This is a genomic window from Haemophilus sputorum HK 2154 (assembly GCF_000287615.1).
GTDB lineage: Bacteria > Pseudomonadota > Gammaproteobacteria > Enterobacterales > Pasteurellaceae > Haemophilus_A > Haemophilus_A sputorum.
The window spans coordinates 122,642-139,985 of sequence record NZ_ALJP01000023.1 but is presented as its reverse complement, the minus strand read 5'-3'; the positions used below and the strand labels follow the sequence as shown (position 1 = coordinate 139,985).

Here is a 17,344-nt window from a genome sequence, read left to right as displayed (position 1 = left end):
GGGTGACTGCGTACCTTTTGTATAATGGGTCAGCGACTTATATTTTGTAGCAAGGTTAACTGAATAAGGGAGCCGTAGGGAAACCGAGTCTTAACTGGGCGTCTAGTTGCAAGGTATAGACCCGAAACCCGGTGATCTAGCCATGGGCAGGTTGAAGATTGGGTAACACTAATTGGAGGACCGAACCGACTAATGTTGAAAAATTAGCGGATGACTTGTGGCTGGGGGTGAAAGGCCAATCAAACCGGGAGATAGCTGGTTCTCCCCGAAATCTATTTAGGTAGAGCCTTGAGCGGACACCTTCGGGGGTAGAGCACTGTTTCGGCTAGGGGTCCATCCCGGATTACCAACCCGATGCAAACTGCGAATACCGAAGAGTGATACTCAGGAGACACACGGTGGGTGCTAACGTCCATCGTGAAGAGGGAAACAACCCAGACCGCCAGCTAAGGTCCCAAAGTACTAGTTAAGTGGGAAACGAAGTGGGAAGGCTTAGACAGCTAGGATGTTGGCTTAGAAGCAGCCATCATTTAAAGAAAGCGTAATAGCTCACTAGTCGAGTCGGCCTGCGCGGAAGATGTAACGGGGCTAAAACTAGTCACCGAAGCTGCGGCATCAGTAGCAATACTGTTGGGTAGGGGAGCGTTCTGTAAGCGGATGAAGGTGAATCGAGAGGTTTGCTGGACGTATCAGAAGTGCGAATGCTGACATAAGTAACGATAAAACGAGTGAAAAACTCGTTCGCCGGAAGACCAAGGGTTCCTGTCCAACGTTAATCGGGGCAGGGTGAGTCGGCCCCTAAGGCGAGGCTGAAAAGCGTAGTCGATGGGAAACGGGTTAATATTCCCGTACTTGGTATAATTGCGATGTGGGGACGGAGAAGGTTAGGTTATCAACCTGTTGGATGGTTGTTTAAGCCGGTAGGTGGAGCATTTAGGCAAATCCGGATGCTCATAACACCGAGAAGTGATGACGAGGTGCTACGGCACTGAAGTAACTGATACCACGCTTCCAGGAAAAGCCACTAAGCTTCAGATTATACTAAACCGTACTATAAACCGACACAGGTGGTCAGGTAGAGAATACTCAGGCGCTTGAGAGAACTCGGGTGAAGGAACTAGGCAAAATAGCACCGTAACTTCGGGAGAAGGTGCGCCGGCGTAGATTGTAAGGGTTTACCCCTGAAGGTTGAACCGGTCGAAGATACCAGCTGGCTGCAACTGTTTATTAAAAACACAGCACTCTGCAAACACGAAAGTGGACGTATAGGGTGTGATGCCTGCCCGGTGCTGGAAGGTTAATTGATGGTGTTATCGAAAGAGAAGCTCCTGATCGAAGCCCCAGTAAACGGCGGCCGTAACTATAACGGTCCTAAGGTAGCGAAATTCCTTGTCGGGTAAGTTCCGACCTGCACGAATGGCATAATGATGGCCAGGCTGTCTCCACCCGAGACTCAGTGAAATTGAAATCGCCGTGAAGATGCGGTGTACCCGCGGCTAGACGGAAAGACCCCGTGAACCTTTACTATAGCTTGACACTGAACATTGAATTTTGATGTGTAGGATAGGTGGGAGCCTTTGAAGCAGTCACGCCAGTGATTGTGGAGGCGTCCTTGAAATACCACCCTTTAACGTTTGATGTTCTAACGAAGAGTGGAAACACGCTCTCGGACAGTGTCTGGTGGGTAGTTTGACTGGGGCGGTCTCCTCCCAAAGAGTAACGGAGGAGCACGAAGGTTTGCTAATCACGGTCGGACATCGTGAGGTTAGTGCAATGGTATAAGCAAGCTTAACTGCGAGACAGACAAGTCGAGCAGGTACGAAAGTAGGTCATAGTGATCCGGTGGTTCTGAATGGAAGGGCCATCGCTCAACGGATAAAAGGTACTCCGGGGATAACAGGCTGATACCGCCCAAGAGTTCATATCGACGGCGGTGTTTGGCACCTCGATGTCGGCTCATCACATCCTGGGGCTGAAGTAGGTCCCAAGGGTATGGCTGTTCGCCATTTAAAGTGGTACGCGAGCTGGGTTTAGAACGTCGTGAGACAGTTCGGTCCCTATCTGCCGTGGGCGTTGGAGAATTGAAAGGGGCTGCTCCTAGTACGAGAGGACCGGAGTGGACGCATCCCTGGTGTTCCAGTTGTTTCGCCAGAAGCATTGCTGGGTAGCTACATGCGGAAGAGATAAGTGCTGAAAGCATCTAAGCACGAAACTTGCCTTGAGATGAGTTCTCCCAGTCTATAAGACTGTAAGGGTTGTTGGAGACTACGACGTAGATAGGTCTGGTGTGTAAGCGGTGTGAGCCGTTGAGCTAACAGATACTAATTGCCCGAGAGGCTTAACTATACAACGCTCAAGTGTTTTTGGGTGGGAATGAAAGGTTTTGAGGCTTGTTTTTGGTTTTGAGAAGAAGAATAGATAAGATAATGAGATGAATCATGACCGGATATTCCGGCGACCATAGTGCAGTAGTTCTACCTGACTCCATACCGAACTCAGAAGTAAAATGCTGTAATGCCGATGGTAGTGTGGGGCTTCCCCATGTGAGAGTAGGGCATCGCCGGATTGAATAGAGAAAGGACCCCGTTACTGAGTGTGACGGGGTTTTTGCTTTTTGAAAGATTTTAAATCGTATTTACCATGATGATATAAACTCTCCCTCCACTTCTTCACATTACTTTTGTTATTCGTTTTTTAATAGTCTACTTTTTCATTACCCTAGCATTAGGATTATTCATTTATAGGAAATAATATGTTTCCAATTATCTACTTTATTGAAAAATAATATAGGGTAAAATAAGCCTCGTATTTGAGAAACAAATATTCTATTTTTATTTTAGAGGAACTTATGAATTCAACTTTTGAAAAACTTACCCCTGTTGTACTTTTACTTGCTCGTATCGTTATTGGTTATATGTTTTTACTTCACGGTACTGCAAAATTCTTTGAATATCCAATGTCAATGACCGGTGGAAATGGTGCAGTTACTGATCCAATGATGATTGTTGGTGGTATTTTAGAAATTGCAGGTGGATTATTATTAGCATTAGGCTTATTTACTCGTCCAATTTCATTCTTATTAGCAGGTCAAATGGCTTATGCTTATTTCTTTATGCATATGAGCGCAGAAACGATTTTTAATCCGTTAGCAAACAAAGGCGAATTAGCCATTATGTATTGCATGGCATTTTTAATTTTCATGGTGATTGGCCCAGGTAAATTATCTTTAGATGCTAAACGTAGTGCTTAATACCCAATAAACATGAGATGAGAATAAAAGGCGAACTAATTTAAATAGTTCGCCTTTTTTGTTTGAAAGGAATTTTTATTTTATTGAGGAAAGCGGGAGTTTTTGACAATTTGGACAGAAATAGCTATTTCTTTGCCCAATAACTTTTGCTTGAATTAACTCTCCACAAACATGGCAAGATTCTCCTTTTCGCCCATAAACTTGGAGAACTTGTGCAAAGTAACCAGGTTTGCCGTTAGGTTGAATAAAATCTTTTAGAGTCGTTCCACCTTGTTGAATAGCTTTCTCTAACACCGATTTAATTACGGTGACTAACCGTTCGCATTGTTTTCGTGTCAGGTTTTGTGTAATCAGCTCTGGATGAATTCCTGCCATAAATAGCGATTCACATGCATAGATATTACCTACACCAACCACGATATCATTATTCATAATAAAGTTTTTGACAGCGACACTTTTCCCTCGACTCTTCTTAAAGAGATAATCGGTATTAAATGCCTCAGAAAGCGGCTCAGGCCCGAGTTTCTGAATGAGTTCATGTTCTGATGCATCTTCAGCCCAAAGCCAACAGCCAAATTTGCGTGGGTCGTTATAACGCAATACCACACCTGATTCGGTAATTAAATCAACGTGGTCATGTTTATTAGGGGCGATTTCATCTTCTAAGTGAAGAATGCTTAATGAACCCGACATCCCTAAATGTATCAATATATCTCCCTGATTCGTATGAAGAATCAGATATTTCGCACGTCTAGAAAGGCGTTGAATAATAGCGCCAGACATTTCTGTTAAGACATGAGGAATGGCCCAGCGGAGTTTAGGCACGCGCAAAACAATAGCTTTAATAGTTTGCCCAACTAAGTAAGGTTCGACACCGCGTAGGCTAGTTTCTACTTCGGGTAATTCAGGCATGAAGATTCCTTATAAAATAAAAAAGCAGTCAAATTTACAAAGTTTTTTGCAAAGTTGACCGCTTGTTGGATTAACGTTTTTTGATTAAATGATGAATGATATAACCTGTTACTAAACCAATTATTGCAAACGGCATCCATTCCATGGAATAAGATTTAAATGGTAGTTGATCAGTAAAGCCAGTACCAATTACCGATAAAATTGAGATGATGGTCACTAGCCCCACTGCAAGGCGTTGTCCTAATAGCGGAATGTGGTGTAATGCGTTGATTCCTAGCATTAAGATTACTGTCATTGCAATTGGATAAAGAATCAGTAACACAGGAATTGAGCGCGTAATGACTTCTTTTAACCCTAAGTTGGCAATTAACATACTTAATAAGCAGAAAATAATCACATAGGTACGATAGCTGATTTTTGGGAACACTTCATTAAAGTATTCACTGACTGATGCGCATAAACCAACGGCGGTGGTTAAACAAGCTAGCGATACAATAATGCCTAGTAGCATTCGACCATATTCACCGAATGCCTGAATGGTAATAGTGTTTAGAATATAAGTACCAAGATCTTGTTTATTGGCTTCTAACGTCGCAAGGGTTTCTTGGCTAATTTCAATATGGTTACCAATCCAACCTAATGAGAAATAAATCACGCCTAAAGCACTCGCGGCAATAACGCCTGCCACTACGGTTTGTTTAATCAATGCAGAAGGGCTGACACCTTTCGCTTTAATCGCATTTAATACGATAACAGAGAAGGCAAGTGATGCTAGTGCATCCATGGTGAAATATCCGTCGATAACACCTTTAAATAACCAAGAGTTTTCGCTTACTGCAGGGTGAATGGTTTCTGTATTCAGTAAGAAAAAAGCACGGATAACTAGACCAATAATACTAATAATTAACACAGGCGTTAAAATTGCGCCGATACGGTCAACCATTTTGGAAGGGTTGAGACTCAACCAGAGGGTTAAGGAAAAATAGATAAGTGTGAAAATGAATAGTGAGATGCTGCTTGGTTCTTTAAGAAACGGTAAAACCGCCATTTCATAAGCCGTTGCCCCTGTACGAGGGCCAGCAAAAAATGGCCCGATTGAAAGGTAAATTGCCGCTAAGAAAATCAGTGAGAACCAAGGGTGAATTCGGTTTAATGCCGATTTATAACCACCTTCATAGCAGGCACTCACAATAATGCCTAATAGCGGCAAGCCAACACCGGTTGTAATAAAACCGAGGATAGCCGGTAAGAAATGTCCTCCACTTTCTAGCCCAAGTTTAGGCGGGAAAATTAGGTTACCTGCGCCAAAAAAGATGGCAAATAGCATAAAGCCAACAACAAAATTATTTTTAGTCATAAAACACACACAAAGATTAAAAAAAGAAAAATAATAAAAGTAAAATGCCGAATCTTGCTTTTACCTGAGCTGGCATAATAGCAAAATTCGGCAGAAATTAAACCGCTTGTAGGCGATTAGTTCATATATAACCCACCATTAACGTGTAAGGTCTCACCATTGATATAACGTGCATCATCTGAAGCTAAGAATGCAACGGCTTTTGCGATGTCTTGCGCTGAACCTAATTCCCCTGCTGGAATTTGGCTAAGAATCGCTTGTTTTTGATCTTCGGTTAACTCATCGGTCATATCTGTTGCGATAAAGCCTGGTGCGACTACGTTAACTGTAATCCCGCGTGAAGCGACTTCTTTTGCTAATGATTTTGAGAAACCAATTAAGCCCGCTTTCGCTGCGCAGTAGTTTGTTTGACCAGGGTTACCCATAGAACCTACCACAGAACCGATGGTGATAATACGTCCGCCTTTTTTCATCATCGGGCGTAATACTGCTTTTGATAAACGGTAAACTGAAGTGAGGTTAGTTTGAATAATATCGAACCAATCTTGATCTTTCATACGCATTAACAAGCCATCGCGTGTAATGCCAGCATTGTTCACTAAAATATCAATATCACCAAATTCAGCTTTCACTTGAGCTAGAAGCGCTTCAATAGATTCAGGTTCGGTCACGTTTAACACAAATCCTTTACCTTTATCGCCTAAATAAGCTGAAATAGCTTCAGCACCTTTTTCAGAGGTTGCTGTACCGATAACGGTTGCACCTTTTGCAACTAATTCTTCTGCGATGGCTTTACCGATACCACGGGTTGCGCCAGTCACTAATGCGATTTTACCTTGCATTTTTTGTTCCTTTTGTTTTTTTAGTGCGTAATAAATCCCGTTTTTGCGAAGTTTATTACACACTATTGAATTAAAAAATTACGCTAACACCGCTTCCAATGATGCAACATCATTGACTGCTTTTGCTGAAAGCTCTTTGACGATACGGCTGGTTAAACCGGTTAATACTTTGCCTGGGCCGATTTCATATAATGTGGTTGCGCCATCTTGTGCCATTTTTTCAACCGTTTCTGTCCAACGTACAGGGCTATAAAGCTGACGAACTAAGGCATCACGGATTTTATCTGAGTCTGTTTCTACACTAACATCTACATTGTTGATAACCGGTACAAGCGGTGCATTTAATTGAATATTTTGCAATGCTTCAGCTAATTTTTCCGCAGCAGGTTTCATCAATGCACAGTGAGAAGGCACGCTAACGGCTAATGGTAACGCACGTTTTGCCCCAGCTTCTTTACAAAGCTCGCCTGCGCGAGTTGCTGCGGTTTTAGTTCCTGCAATAACAACTTGACCTGGTGAGTTAAAATTCACGGCAGAAACAATTTCGCCCGTTTCTTTTGCGGTTTGTTCACAAGCATTGATAATTGCATTGTTTTCTAAACCGATAATCGCAAACATTGCGCCAGTGCCAGCAGGCACCGCTTGTTGCATTGCATTACCACGTAATTCCACTAATTTTACGGCATCTTGGAAATCTAACACGCCAGCGCATACTAAGGCAGAGTATTCGCCTAAACTGTGGCCTGCCATGACTGATGGTTTCAGTTCGGGGAATTTTTCTTGCCATACACGGAAAATCGCCACAGAAGCGGTTAATAACGCAGGTTGTGTGCGTTGAGTTTGTCCTAAGTCTTCTGCGCTACCGTTTTGCACTAAATCCCATAAATCATAACCAAGCACATCGCTTGCTTGTTTGAAGGTGGCTTCTACGATCGGATATTGAGGGGCAAGGTCAGCTAACATCCCAACTGCTTGAGAGCCTTGACCTGGGAATACCATTGCGAAATTAGACATTGTTGTTCCTCTTGTAAAAATGGAAGCGGTAGGATTTTGCAAAAAATTTGCGAAATTCAACCGCTTGAAAATAGTGATAGTGTATCAGTTTTGCTACTTTTGGCTCATCGGAGCTCAAGTTTGAACCGATTAGCGTTTGCTCGCTTTATAAAGTTTCATTGCTTCAGGAATCAGACGTTCTAGATTTTCCTGACGATCTTCGTTTGAAGGGTGAGTAGAGAAAATGCCGCCGCTGCCGCCAGATTCTTTACTCATTTTCACCCACACGTTTGGTGCTGCTGAAGGGTTATAGCCAGATTCAGCCATTAACATTAAGCCGACTTCATCTGCTTCGGTTTCTTGTGATCGGGAGAATGGTTTGTTTGCGATCAGATCTGTCCCTGTGCTTAATAAACCACCTGTGTCTGCGCCTAATGCAGCAGAAGCTGCCGCATCTGCGATTGCACCAAAGATACCCGTTGTCATTTCAAAGTTATGCGCTGATTTGCTGTGTTCTTTTAATGCGTGCGCCATTTCATGGCCCATTACGGTGGCAATTTCGTCATCTGTCATTTTTAAACGATCAACTAAGCCTGTGTAGAAGCCCATTTTTCCGCCTGCCATTGCCCAAGCATTTAGCTCGTTGGTGCGGAAAACCGTAATTTCCCACTGGAATGGTACGCCAGTAGTATTGGCTTTTTCTGCATAAGGTTTCATGCGATTGAATACCGTGTGAACACGTCTCGCTGTTGAAGATGAAGTATCAATTGCACGCGCATTTTGTTGTTTCATTTGTGCATAGCCAGCATAAGCTTTAGCGTTCATTTCTTGAGTACTAACACAAGCAGCGAGGGCTGCTGCTAAAAAAGCAGATAAACATAATTTTTTAATTAAAGTCATAATATTTTCCGTAAGGTTAAAAATGGCTATATAGAAAAAATGCCAAAGTGACCTCTGGCATTTTGCATTAAAAGATTATTTTTTTGCACGCTCAAATGAGTCTAAGATTTCTTTACGAGCTTCGTTGACATCGCCCCAACCTTCAACTTTCACCCATTTGCCAGCTTCTAAAGCTTTGTAGCTTTCGAAGAAGTGTTGGATTTGTGCTTTTAATAAAGCAGGTAAGTCGCCTACATCTTGGATGTGATCGTATTCTTTGCTTAATTTAGTGTGCGGAACTGCAACAACTTTCGCATCGCCACCTGCTTCGTCGGTCATTTTTAATACGCCAACTGGACGGCAACGAATAACTGAACCCGGTTGTAATGGGTATGGAGTTGGAACTAATACGTCCACTGGGTCGCCATCTGAAGAAAGTGTGTTGTTCACATAACCGTAGTTTGCTGGATAGAACATTGCAGTTGCCATAAAACGGTCAACAAATAATGCACCGCTTTCTTTATCAACTTCGTATTTGATTGGATCTGAATTTGCTGGAATTTCGATCACAACATAAATATCGTCTGGTAATTCTTTACCAGCTGGTACGTTTTCTAAGCCCATTTTAGTTTCCTTCTGTTGTAGAGGTAAAAAAACAATGCGATTATAGCTTATCTTCATCGAAATTTGTATAAGTATCACGAAAATGAGTAAACCAAGCGGCTTTCAATTTAAACAATTTTTCATCGCACACGATAAATGTGCCATGAAAGTAAATACAGATGGCATTTTATTAGGCGCAATAGCCGATGTAGAAGGCGTTAATGTAGCCTTAGATCTTGGCACAGGAACCGGCTTAGTGGCGTTAATGTTAGCGCAACGAACAGATTCAAATTGCCAAATTCATGCGTTAGAGATCGAACCGAATGCTTATCAACAAGCAAAAGAAAATATTCAAAGATCCCCATGGGCTGATCGTATTGCGTTACGTCAATATGATGTGCTAGAAGCAGATTACACTCAAAAATTTGATCTCATTGTTGCAAATCCGCCCTATTTTATGGATTCCTTACGTAGTCCAGATAATGCGCGAGATCTTGCCAGAAGTGCAGTTCAAACGCATTTTGCTTGGTTAATGCAAGCGCAAAAATGGCTGAATGAAGAGGGAAAAATAATATTTATTTTGCCAAATGATGCCGCTGAAAAATTACTCGAACAAAGCCAAACAAGCGGTCTTTTTTGCCAAGAGATTTGCAAAATTATTACTAAAAGAGGGCAAGCACCAAAACGCTGGATAATCACATTCACGAAGCATTCACAAACGAGATTTGAACGTGACTTAACGGTTTATGATGAAAATAATCGCTATACAGATGAATTTATTCAACTGACACAAGCGTTTTATTTGAAGATGTAAAAAGGAAATGGCACTAACAGGTTTGTTAATGCCATTTAATAGAAAGATGGGGATGAATTATTTAACTGACGTAATAAGAAATAAAATAAATGATACAGGTAGCCATATTGGTGCCGTAATAAACATACCAGTTATAACAATTGCGTATATTAGTGGTTCTAGTTTCAGATAACTTTTCTCGAAAAAAACAGTAATATCTGACTTTTGATAATAGTTTTTGATAGTCGTTTTAATCGGCACTGAAAAAGAGGGATTTTTAAGTATTTCGTCACGGTTATTCAGTTTCGTAATCTTTCCATTGACAGCTTTGGTTGTCATATAAAAGTTGATTTCATTCCCACCTTTCTCTTTTTTACAATCGGCAGGCTCTTTATCAAAAAGGTCTGCAAAGCAGCCTTCGCCATAAGTAACATGCCAACGTTCTTCTAACCCATCCACGCTTTGGCGGAGTGTGTTGAGAGATTCAACAGGAATAGTCAAACTATATTCTATCTGAACCTTATCATTTTTCCTGTCAGCAATAAAATGCATGGAGAGATGAGATTTTTCATCATTTTCTAAAATAGATTTCATATATTCAGGTTGAAGTAATGGCTGTAAATAATGCGCTTCAACATCTGAAAATTCATAATCTTCCTTATCGCTAAGGAAATAAATTTTATTGTCTGGAGTTTGAATAATTTCACGAATAGAGATTTCTTCAGAATCCAAATAATCCATCTCAAAACGCTGTGTGAAAAAGTCAGTTGGTTTACTTTCGTAAGAATCTGGTCCATTCGTGTTAAAAAATACTAGCAAAAATAAGCAAGGCCAAAGCGCTATTTTTTTCATAAAGATTCCTACAAGCGGTTAAATTTTTAAATAAGTTTACTGAATTAGGTATTCTTTGGCTATTTTCTCTGTATAGGCGAGTTAATACCAGAAAATTTTATGAAGATAAGAAAAAAAGACAGCACCAACAAATGGGTTGGTGCTATTGAAATAAAGTTATTTTAATTAACCGATTCTGCCACTGAAACCATAGATATAGAGAGGCAACCATATTGGTGCGGTAATAATCATTAGCGTATCTTTAACCCCGTCTTTAGCAGCTTCTTTTGTATTCTCCCATTTTTCTGAACGTTTTTCTTTATCTGTTTTTAAACGATAATTATATACATACGATCTTATTGCAATAGGAAGAGATGGATTTTTCATAATATCATCTCGGTTACTCAGTTTTACGATTTTCCCATTGAGTCTATCTTCTTGGGCATCTATTTCGAATACGAGTTGAGTTGGGCGTTCTTTTCCTTTGCAGTCAGCAGGTGCTGGATAGAAGAAATCATTCGTATTGCATCTTCCATCGTTGTAATAGTTAGTCCAGCGTGGTTTTAGCCCCTGAAGACTTTGGCGTAATGTTTTTATATGCTTAACCGGCATATTTAAACGATATTTTAACTGGACATTATTATGGCTGCGATCAGCATAAATAATGATACTAAGGTCGTAATTTTTGTCTTCTTTTTTTAACATTGGTGTGATGTATTCGGGTTGTAACAAAGGTCGAAGATATTCTATTTCAGCCCCTGAAAACTCGTAATCTTCGGTATCACCAAGTAAATAAATTTTGTTATCTGGGGTTTTGATAATATCTCGAATATACACGATATCATCACTGATATGTTGCAGTCCTGAAGATTCTGAAATGTATGTGATTTCTTCAGGAGAAGATGAAGTCTTGTTACTAGAACAAGCTGCTAATACTAAGCAAAGCAAAGAGATGATTTTTTTCATAGGGTTCCTTACAAGCGGTAGGATTTTTGAGTTAGTTTACTTAATCCAGAATTGTTTTGCTATTTGTTTTTAGGATAGGTTTTTTTCAATGTTAGCGTTGGAGAATAAAAAGTGTGGTGAGTTTTTGGAGTGTTTTTTAGTGAAATTAGGCACACATAGGGAAATGTGTGCCATAGTGGTAAATTATTTTATTCTTCATTAAAAATGGAAATTTTATCCTTTAAAACATTATCGCGATAAATATGCCACTTCCAAAAAGCCGAAAAAGGATAATTTGATTGGCACATTTTCTCTAGTTTTTCTAGAATTTCTTTTTCTTCTCTAGTTGAGAGAAGATTGTTCCGTAATTTGAGTTTAAGGTCTAACCAACATGCATAATGTTTAATTATTTCATCAATGAGAGCTTGTCTGCTTATACCTCTAATTCCAGTAGAGCGACTGTTGTAACATTCTTCTAATAATTTTTTTGTCGCTAATATTTCTTCGTTTTCATTAAGCAAACCTAAACTAACGATTACTGGATCCGAATCAGATGAAGGGCAACGTAATTCTATTGCTTTACCTGCATCAATATTTGTACAATCCAAAATTTTCTCTTTTATGCCTTTTATACTGTTACATCTAGAACAAGAATAAAATAGATTATTCCAATCATATTTTAAATTTTCATTGTTCTGATGTGGTATGAGATGTTCAACTTCAATATCTGAGATGTTATCTTTTTCACATAAATAACATTTACCAAAAAACATTTTATTTAACTTTTTAACAACCTCGTCAGTACGATAATCTTTTCTAGTGTTTGATAAACTATTAGGTACTTGTGGATCCCTTTTAACAAAAAACATTTATCTATTCTCCTCTATATCTAGAACCTTGTTTTCTGCTAATAATAGGATTACTTTCGCTGAATTAGTTAAGCTTTCTTTAAATGGTTCTAGCTTTTTTATATGTTCTCTTAATTTATTCGAGTCATTAATATCTGAATCTATAACTTCTTTCAGTTCATCGATTATATTCTGGAGTTCTATGCTATGAGTTGTATTTACATGAAACAATCCTTTCACAATAGCATCATTTGAATAATATGTTATATTGTTTGTAATAAGTTCTTGTGTTGTTAAATCATAAATTACTGTATTAGAACTAGAGCTAATTACAAATGGAGAATGTGTGCTTACAATAAATTGAACCTTTGGAAAGGAGTTAATGAAAAAAGGTAAAATTATCTTCTGTAAAGATATATGTAAATGGGCATCTATTTCATCAATTAGTACAACACCAGTTAATTCATCTGGAGTTATATCAAACAGTTCGGTTCTCATTAACAGATCCGCATAAATGTCAAAAATGGCTTGATAGCCAGATGAGAGATTTTGAAATGTAAATTTCTTATTTCTTTGAATAATATAGAATTTCATTGATGAAACATCAAACTCTAATTTTGTGTCATTATCTTCAAAAAGATATTTTAACTGGCACTCAAAATTATCAAACCATTGTGAGAATTTATTAGCTTTTACATGATCTTTAGCCTCTGTCATAAGTAATGATTTAGTGACTCTTATATTCAAAAGATGTTGTTCTAATGTAGAACCCACATATTCTAGATTAAGAGAAGTTTTCTTCTCCTCCTCTAAAGATGTTGATGAAGATGTCGCTTGAATTCTACTTGTTCTGTATGCGGAAAAATTAGAATTGATTGCTTTTTTTGTATTAAAATCTCTAATAAAATCGCTTATATTAGGAATTGAAAGCGTTAATGGTAAATTAAACTCTTTTAGTCTTCTTTCACAACGTTGTATTGAACTTAATACGTCTATATATTCATTTGATCCTTCAGGATAATTTTTTATATTGCATTTATAATAAGCTAAGGAGGATTTCAAATTCTCTATTTGAGAGTTGTTTTTTTCTAGCTCTATAGTAATAGCTTTATAAATTGAATTTAATATTGATGTTTTTCCGACTCCATTAGCTCCAACAAGAATTAAGTTTTTACCATTTAAATCAATGTTTATTTCATAGTCGAGATGCTCAATTTTTCCAGATATATTGTGTATATATTTCATTGTATTAACCTTAATTTTAGTAAAATTACATAATTATTTTTTCTAGAATAAATTTCACTTCATCGCCACCCCCAACCACTTCATCATTTCTCTTTCATCCCAACCTTTACGTTTGGCATAATCTTGAGCTTGGTCTTCATCAATGCGACCAAGTGTGAAATAGTTACTTGCAGGGTGGGTGAAGTACCAACCGCAGACGGAAGCTGCCGGCCACATGGCGTAGCTTTCGGTGAGTTTCATACCGATGCGTTGTTCGACTTCTAATAAATCCCAAATCAAGGCTTTTTCGGTATGTTCAGGGCAGCTTGGATAACCTGGTGCAGGTCGGATGCCAACATAGTTTTCATTGATTAAGCCTTGGTTATCGAATTCTTCTTGCGTGTAGCCCCAAATGCGGGTGCGTAGCTCAAAGTGCAGGTATTCAGCCATGGCTTCGGCTAAGCGGTCGCCCACAGCTTGTAGCAAGATAGCGTTGTAGTCATCGCCTGCTGCTTTATAGCCTTCTACTAACTCCATTTCTTCAATACCGGCACAGACGGCAAACATACCCATCCAGTCTTTTTTGCCACTTTCGCGATCGGCAATAAAGTCGCTTAAGGCAAAGTTAAACGGGCTTTTGCTATTTTTGCCACGTTCGGTTTGTTGGCGTAAGCCGTAAGCGGTGCCAATAGGTTTTGTGCGTTCCTCATTAGCGAAAAGCACCACATCATCGCCTACACGTTCCGCAGGGAAGATGCCTAAAATACCGCTTGGGTTGAGTTTGTGGTTTTGTTCTAATTCATCCAATACCACTTGTGCATCGTTCCACACTTTGCGTGCTTCTTCGCCACCTTCTGGATAATCAAAGGCGTCAGGGTAACCTCCCATTAAGCCCCAAATGCGGAAGAATGGCGACCAGTCGATAAATTTACGCAGCTCGGCAATCGGTACGTTTTTAAATTCCACAATACCGATTTGGTTTGGTTTAGGCGGCACGTAATCTGCCCATTCACCACTAAAGCCATCAAAGCGGTTTGCACGTGCTTCTTCAATGCTCAGTTGCTTACGAAGTGGTTTACGGTTAGAGAAAGATTGCTGAATTTTCTCATAATCCTTTTTAAACTGTTCCCATAATTCTGCACGGCTTTCAGGGTTCATCAATGTCGCACATACCGTCACTGCGCGGGAAGCGTTAGAGGTATAAAATACGCCGTGTTCTTTATATTTGGGATAAAGTTTAATTGCCGTATGTTCTTTAGAGGTGGTCGCACCGCCAATCATCACTGGCAAATTCAAACCTAAGCGAGTCATTTCTCCTAAGAAGTATTCCATCTCGTCTAGAGAAGGGGTAATTAAACCACTTAATGCAATAATGTCCGCTTTTTCATCAATAGCGGTTTGAATGATTTTGTCTGCCGGCACCATCACACCTAAGTCAATCACTTCAAAGTTATTACATTGCATTACTACGCTTACGATGTTTTTACCAATATCGTGTACGTCGCCTTTTACGGTCGCAATCACCACTTTACCGTTGCTTGAGCCTTTTTGTTTGGTGGCGTTGATAAACGGCTCTAAATACGCCACGGATTGTTTCATCACGCGCGCAGATTTCACTACTTGTGGGAGGAACATTTTACCGTCACCGAATAAATCGCCGACTACGTCCATGCCCGCCATCAACGGACCTTCAATTACATCTAACGGGCTTGGCAATGTTTGGCGAGCTTCTTCCGTATCTTCCACAATGTAAGTGGTAATCCCTTTCACCAGCGCGTGTTTTAAACGTTCTTCCACTGGCCAAGTACGCCATTCTGCGACAGAATCGACCGCACTTTCATCGTTGCCTTGGTTACGATATTTTTCCGCAATATCGAGTAATTTTTCGGTGGCATCTGGGCTGCGGTTTAATACCGCATCTTCCACAATTTCACGTAGTTCAGGATCGAGATCGTCATAAATTGCGAGTTGTCCCGCATTCACAATCCCCATATCCATGCCTTGTTTGATGGCGTGATAGAGGAAGACGGCGTGAATGGCTTCACGCATCACGTTGTTACCACGGAATGAGAAAGAAACATTAGACACCCCGCCCGAGATTTTCGCATGTGGTAACGCGCGTTTAATACGGCCTGTAGCGTTGATGAAATCCACACCGTAGTTATTGTGCTCTTCAATCCCTGTACCGATGGCAAAAATATTCGGGTCGAAAATAATATCTTCTGGTGGGAAGCCGACTTGGTTCACCAAAATGTCATAAGCACGGCTACAAATTTCAACTTTGCGATCTTCGGTATCGGCTTGACCCACTTCGTCAAATGCCATCACAACTACAGCGGCACCATATTTACGCACCAATTTAGCGTGTTCAATAAAAATTTCTTCGCCTTCTTTCAACGAGATCGAGTTCACAATCGGTTTACCTTGAACCGACTGTAAACCTGCCTCAATCACTTCCCATTTAGACGAGTCGATCATCACTGGCACTCTTGCCGCATCAGGCTCGGTCGCCATAATATTGAGGAAACGGGTCATACATTTTTTGCCGTCTAATAAGGCTTCGTCCATGTTCACATCGATCACTTGCGCGCCGTTTTCCACTTGGTCGATAGCAATTTCAATGGCTTCGGCAAATTTGTCTTCTTTAATTAAGCGCTTAAATTTTGCCGAACCTGTCACGTTATTACGTTCGCCCACGTTCACGAATAGGCTTTCATCATCAATATTGAGAGGTTCTAAGCCCGATAAACGCATCGCAGTTTTAATTTCAGGCAATTTACGCGGCGCAATACCTTGCATTGCATCGGCAAAGGCTTTGATATGTTCTGGCGTCGTACCACAACAACCCCCGACAATGTTCACAAAGCCACTTTCAGCCCATTCTTTAAGGTGTGCCGCCATCTCTTCTGCACCCAAATCGTAGCCACCAAAGGCATTGGGCAAGCCCGCATTTGGGTGGACAGACACATAGGTTTCGCTGATTTTAGAGAGTTGTTCAACATACTGGCGGAGTTCTTTCGGGCCGAGCGCACAGTTCAAACCAAAAGTCAGTGGTTTAGCGTGGCGAAGTGAGTTGTAGAACGCTTCGGTGGTTTGCCCTGAAAGGGTACGGCCTGAAGCATCGGTAATGGTGCCTGAAATCATAATCGGCAATTCTACAGCTAATTCTTCAAATACGCTTTCAATGGCGAAAATGGCGGCTTTTGCGTTTAACGTATCGAAAATGGTTTCGATCATGATTAAATCCGCACCACCTTCGATCAAGCCTTTTGTTGCTTGGGCATAGGCATCGACCAATTCCATAAACGTCACATTACGGAAACCTGGGTCGTTTACGTCAGGAGAAATAGAGGCGGTGCGGTTAGTTGGCCCTAACACACCTGCCACAAAGCGAGGTTTTTCTGGTGTGCTGTATTTATCAGCGGCTAAACGCGCTAATCTTGCACCTGCAAAATTTAACTCAAAAGCGACCGCTTGTAAGTCATAATCCGCTTGTGCAATGGTGGTAGAACTGAAAGTATTGGTTTCAATAATATCGGCGCCCGCTTGTAAATATTTCTCATGAATGGCAGAAATTAACAGCGGTTGGGTTAAGGTGAGCAAGTCATTATTGCCACGTAAATCAACCGCACTTTCTTTAAAACGCTCGCCTCTAAAATCAGCCTCGGTGAGTTTGTATTTTTGGATCATCGTTCCCATCGCACCATCTAAAATAAGGATGCGTTCAGCGAGGGATTTTTTCAGTAATTCGGTTTGATTATGTGACATAGTTTGCTCTTTTAGAAAATCAATCAATATTGGGGAGAATGATAGGTATAAGCACAGAGAGTGTCAATTATTCCATAAAAAAGGCTAACGCATAAAATC

13 protein-coding genes and 2 rRNA genes are annotated in these 17,344 nt (G+C 40.4%); 4 read left to right on the top strand and 11 right to left on the bottom strand.

Annotated elements, in window-relative coordinates; translation table 11 throughout:
• The 3 genes from HMPREF1128_RS09840 to HMPREF1128_RS09830 all read left to right on the top strand — a co-directional run.
• Positions 1 to 2,346: ribosomal RNA gene (locus tag HMPREF1128_RS09840) — 23S ribosomal RNA — on the top strand; the annotation flags it as partial.
• 104 nt (positions 2,347 to 2,450) lie between these two features.
• A 5S ribosomal RNA gene (rrf, locus tag HMPREF1128_RS09835) occupies positions 2,451 to 2,566 on the top strand.
• Between the two features lie 282 nt (positions 2,567 to 2,848).
• Positions 2,849 to 3,250 carry a DoxX family protein gene (locus HMPREF1128_RS09830; protein ID WP_007526756.1) on the top strand — a complete coding sequence of 134 codons (402 nt, stop codon included), beginning with the start codon at positions 2,849 to 2,851 and terminating at the stop codon, positions 3,248 to 3,250.
• A gap of 75 nt (positions 3,251 to 3,325) precedes the next feature.
• Here the strand turns inward: HMPREF1128_RS09830 and mutM are convergent, their stop codons facing one another.
• From mutM to ppa, 6 genes are all read right to left on the bottom strand, one after another.
• Positions 3,326 to 4,162, bottom strand: a complete 837-nt coding sequence (mutM, locus tag HMPREF1128_RS09825; protein WP_007526916.1) for a bifunctional DNA-formamidopyrimidine glycosylase/DNA-(apurinic or apyrimidinic site) lyase — start codon at positions 4,160 to 4,162, stop codon at positions 3,326 to 3,328.
• 70 nt (positions 4,163 to 4,232) lie between these two features.
• Positions 4,233 to 5,519, bottom strand: coding sequence for a branched-chain amino acid transport system II carrier protein (gene brnQ / locus HMPREF1128_RS09820; RefSeq protein WP_007526876.1), 1,287 nt, complete (start codon positions 5,517 to 5,519; stop codon positions 4,233 to 4,235).
• Between the two features lie 116 nt (positions 5,520 to 5,635).
• Positions 5,636 to 6,361 carry a 3-oxoacyl-ACP reductase FabG gene (fabG, locus tag HMPREF1128_RS09815; RefSeq protein WP_007526937.1) on the bottom strand — a complete coding sequence of 242 codons (726 nt, stop codon included), beginning with the start codon at positions 6,359 to 6,361 and terminating at the stop codon, positions 5,636 to 5,638.
• Between the two features lie 78 nt (positions 6,362 to 6,439).
• Positions 6,440 to 7,375 carry an ACP S-malonyltransferase gene (gene fabD, locus HMPREF1128_RS09810; protein ID WP_007526661.1) on the bottom strand — a complete coding sequence of 312 codons (936 nt, stop codon included), beginning with the start codon at positions 7,373 to 7,375 and terminating at the stop codon, positions 6,440 to 6,442.
• A 129-nt stretch (positions 7,376 to 7,504) separates the two neighbouring features.
• Positions 7,505 to 8,254 carry a M48 family metallopeptidase gene (locus tag HMPREF1128_RS09805; protein ID WP_007526795.1) on the bottom strand — a complete coding sequence of 250 codons (750 nt, stop codon included), beginning with the start codon at positions 8,252 to 8,254 and terminating at the stop codon, positions 7,505 to 7,507.
• A gap of 75 nt (positions 8,255 to 8,329) precedes the next feature.
• Positions 8,330 to 8,857 (bottom strand): inorganic diphosphatase, encoded by a 528-nt coding sequence (ppa, locus tag HMPREF1128_RS09800; RefSeq protein WP_007526912.1) that lies wholly within the window; start codon positions 8,855 to 8,857, stop codon positions 8,330 to 8,332.
• A gap of 82 nt (positions 8,858 to 8,939) precedes the next feature.
• Between ppa and HMPREF1128_RS09795 the strand changes: the two genes are divergently transcribed.
• Positions 8,940 to 9,650 carry a tRNA1(Val) (adenine(37)-N6)-methyltransferase gene (locus tag HMPREF1128_RS09795; RefSeq protein WP_007526880.1) on the top strand — a complete coding sequence of 237 codons (711 nt, stop codon included), beginning with the start codon at positions 8,940 to 8,942 and terminating at the stop codon, positions 9,648 to 9,650.
• A 57-nt stretch (positions 9,651 to 9,707) separates the two neighbouring features.
• On the opposite strand, the gene HMPREF1128_RS09790 is transcribed toward HMPREF1128_RS09795, so the two are convergent.
• From HMPREF1128_RS09790 to metH, 5 genes are all read right to left on the bottom strand, one after another.
• Positions 9,708 to 10,481: a hypothetical protein gene (locus tag HMPREF1128_RS09790; protein ID WP_007526640.1), complete on the bottom strand. Its 774-nt coding sequence runs from the start codon at positions 10,479 to 10,481 to the stop codon at positions 9,708 to 9,710.
• A 165-nt stretch (positions 10,482 to 10,646) separates the two neighbouring features.
• The gene (locus HMPREF1128_RS09785) at positions 10,647 to 11,426 is read right to left on the bottom strand and encodes a hypothetical protein (protein ID WP_007526693.1); all 780 of its coding nucleotides are present in this window, start codon (positions 11,424 to 11,426) and stop codon (positions 10,647 to 10,649) included.
• A gap of 188 nt (positions 11,427 to 11,614) precedes the next feature.
• Positions 11,615 to 12,274, bottom strand: coding sequence for an HNH endonuclease (locus tag HMPREF1128_RS09780; RefSeq protein WP_007526789.1), 660 nt, complete (start codon positions 12,272 to 12,274; stop codon positions 11,615 to 11,617).
• Positions 12,275 to 13,498 (bottom strand): AAA family ATPase, encoded by a 1,224-nt coding sequence (locus HMPREF1128_RS09775; RefSeq protein WP_007526703.1) that lies wholly within the window; start codon positions 13,496 to 13,498, stop codon positions 12,275 to 12,277.
• A 54-nt stretch (positions 13,499 to 13,552) separates the two neighbouring features.
• Positions 13,553 to 17,245 (bottom strand): methionine synthase, encoded by a 3,693-nt coding sequence (gene metH, locus HMPREF1128_RS09770; protein ID WP_007526821.1) that lies wholly within the window; start codon positions 17,243 to 17,245, stop codon positions 13,553 to 13,555.
• Between the last annotated feature and the right edge of the window lie 99 nt (positions 17,246 to 17,344).

Bases quoted from the DNA above. Each gene is read 5' to 3' on its own strand.
- HMPREF1128_RS09830 (WP_007526756.1), top strand. From the start codon at position 2,849: ATGAATTCAACTTTTGAAAAACTTACCCCTGTTGTACTTTTACTTGCT.
- mutM (WP_007526916.1), bottom strand. From the start codon at position 4,162: ATGCCTGAATTACCCGAAGTAGAAACTAGCCTACGCGGTGTCGAACCT.
- brnQ (WP_007526876.1), bottom strand. From the start codon at position 5,519: ATGACTAAAAATAATTTTGTTGTTGGCTTTATGCTATTTGCCATCTTT.
- fabG (WP_007526937.1), bottom strand. From the start codon at position 6,361: ATGCAAGGTAAAATCGCATTAGTGACTGGCGCAACCCGTGGTATCGGT.
- fabD (WP_007526661.1), bottom strand. From the start codon at position 7,375: ATGTCTAATTTCGCAATGGTATTCCCAGGTCAAGGCTCTCAAGCAGTT.
- HMPREF1128_RS09805 (WP_007526795.1), bottom strand. From the start codon at position 8,254: ATGACTTTAATTAAAAAATTATGTTTATCTGCTTTTTTAGCAGCAGCC.
- ppa (WP_007526912.1), bottom strand. From the start codon at position 8,857: ATGGGCTTAGAAAACGTACCAGCTGGTAAAGAATTACCAGACGATATT.
- HMPREF1128_RS09795 (WP_007526880.1), top strand. From the start codon at position 8,940: ATGAGTAAACCAAGCGGCTTTCAATTTAAACAATTTTTCATCGCACAC.
- HMPREF1128_RS09790 (WP_007526640.1), bottom strand. From the start codon at position 10,481: ATGAAAAAAATAGCGCTTTGGCCTTGCTTATTTTTGCTAGTATTTTTT.
- HMPREF1128_RS09785 (WP_007526693.1), bottom strand. From the start codon at position 11,426: ATGAAAAAAATCATCTCTTTGCTTTGCTTAGTATTAGCAGCTTGTTCT.
- HMPREF1128_RS09780 (WP_007526789.1), bottom strand. From the start codon at position 12,274: ATGTTTTTTGTTAAAAGGGATCCACAAGTACCTAATAGTTTATCAAAC.
- HMPREF1128_RS09775 (WP_007526703.1), bottom strand. From the start codon at position 13,498: ATGAAATATATACACAATATATCTGGAAAAATTGAGCATCTCGACTAT.
- metH (WP_007526821.1), bottom strand. From the start codon at position 17,245: ATGTCACATAATCAAACCGAATTACTGAAAAAATCCCTCGCTGAACGC.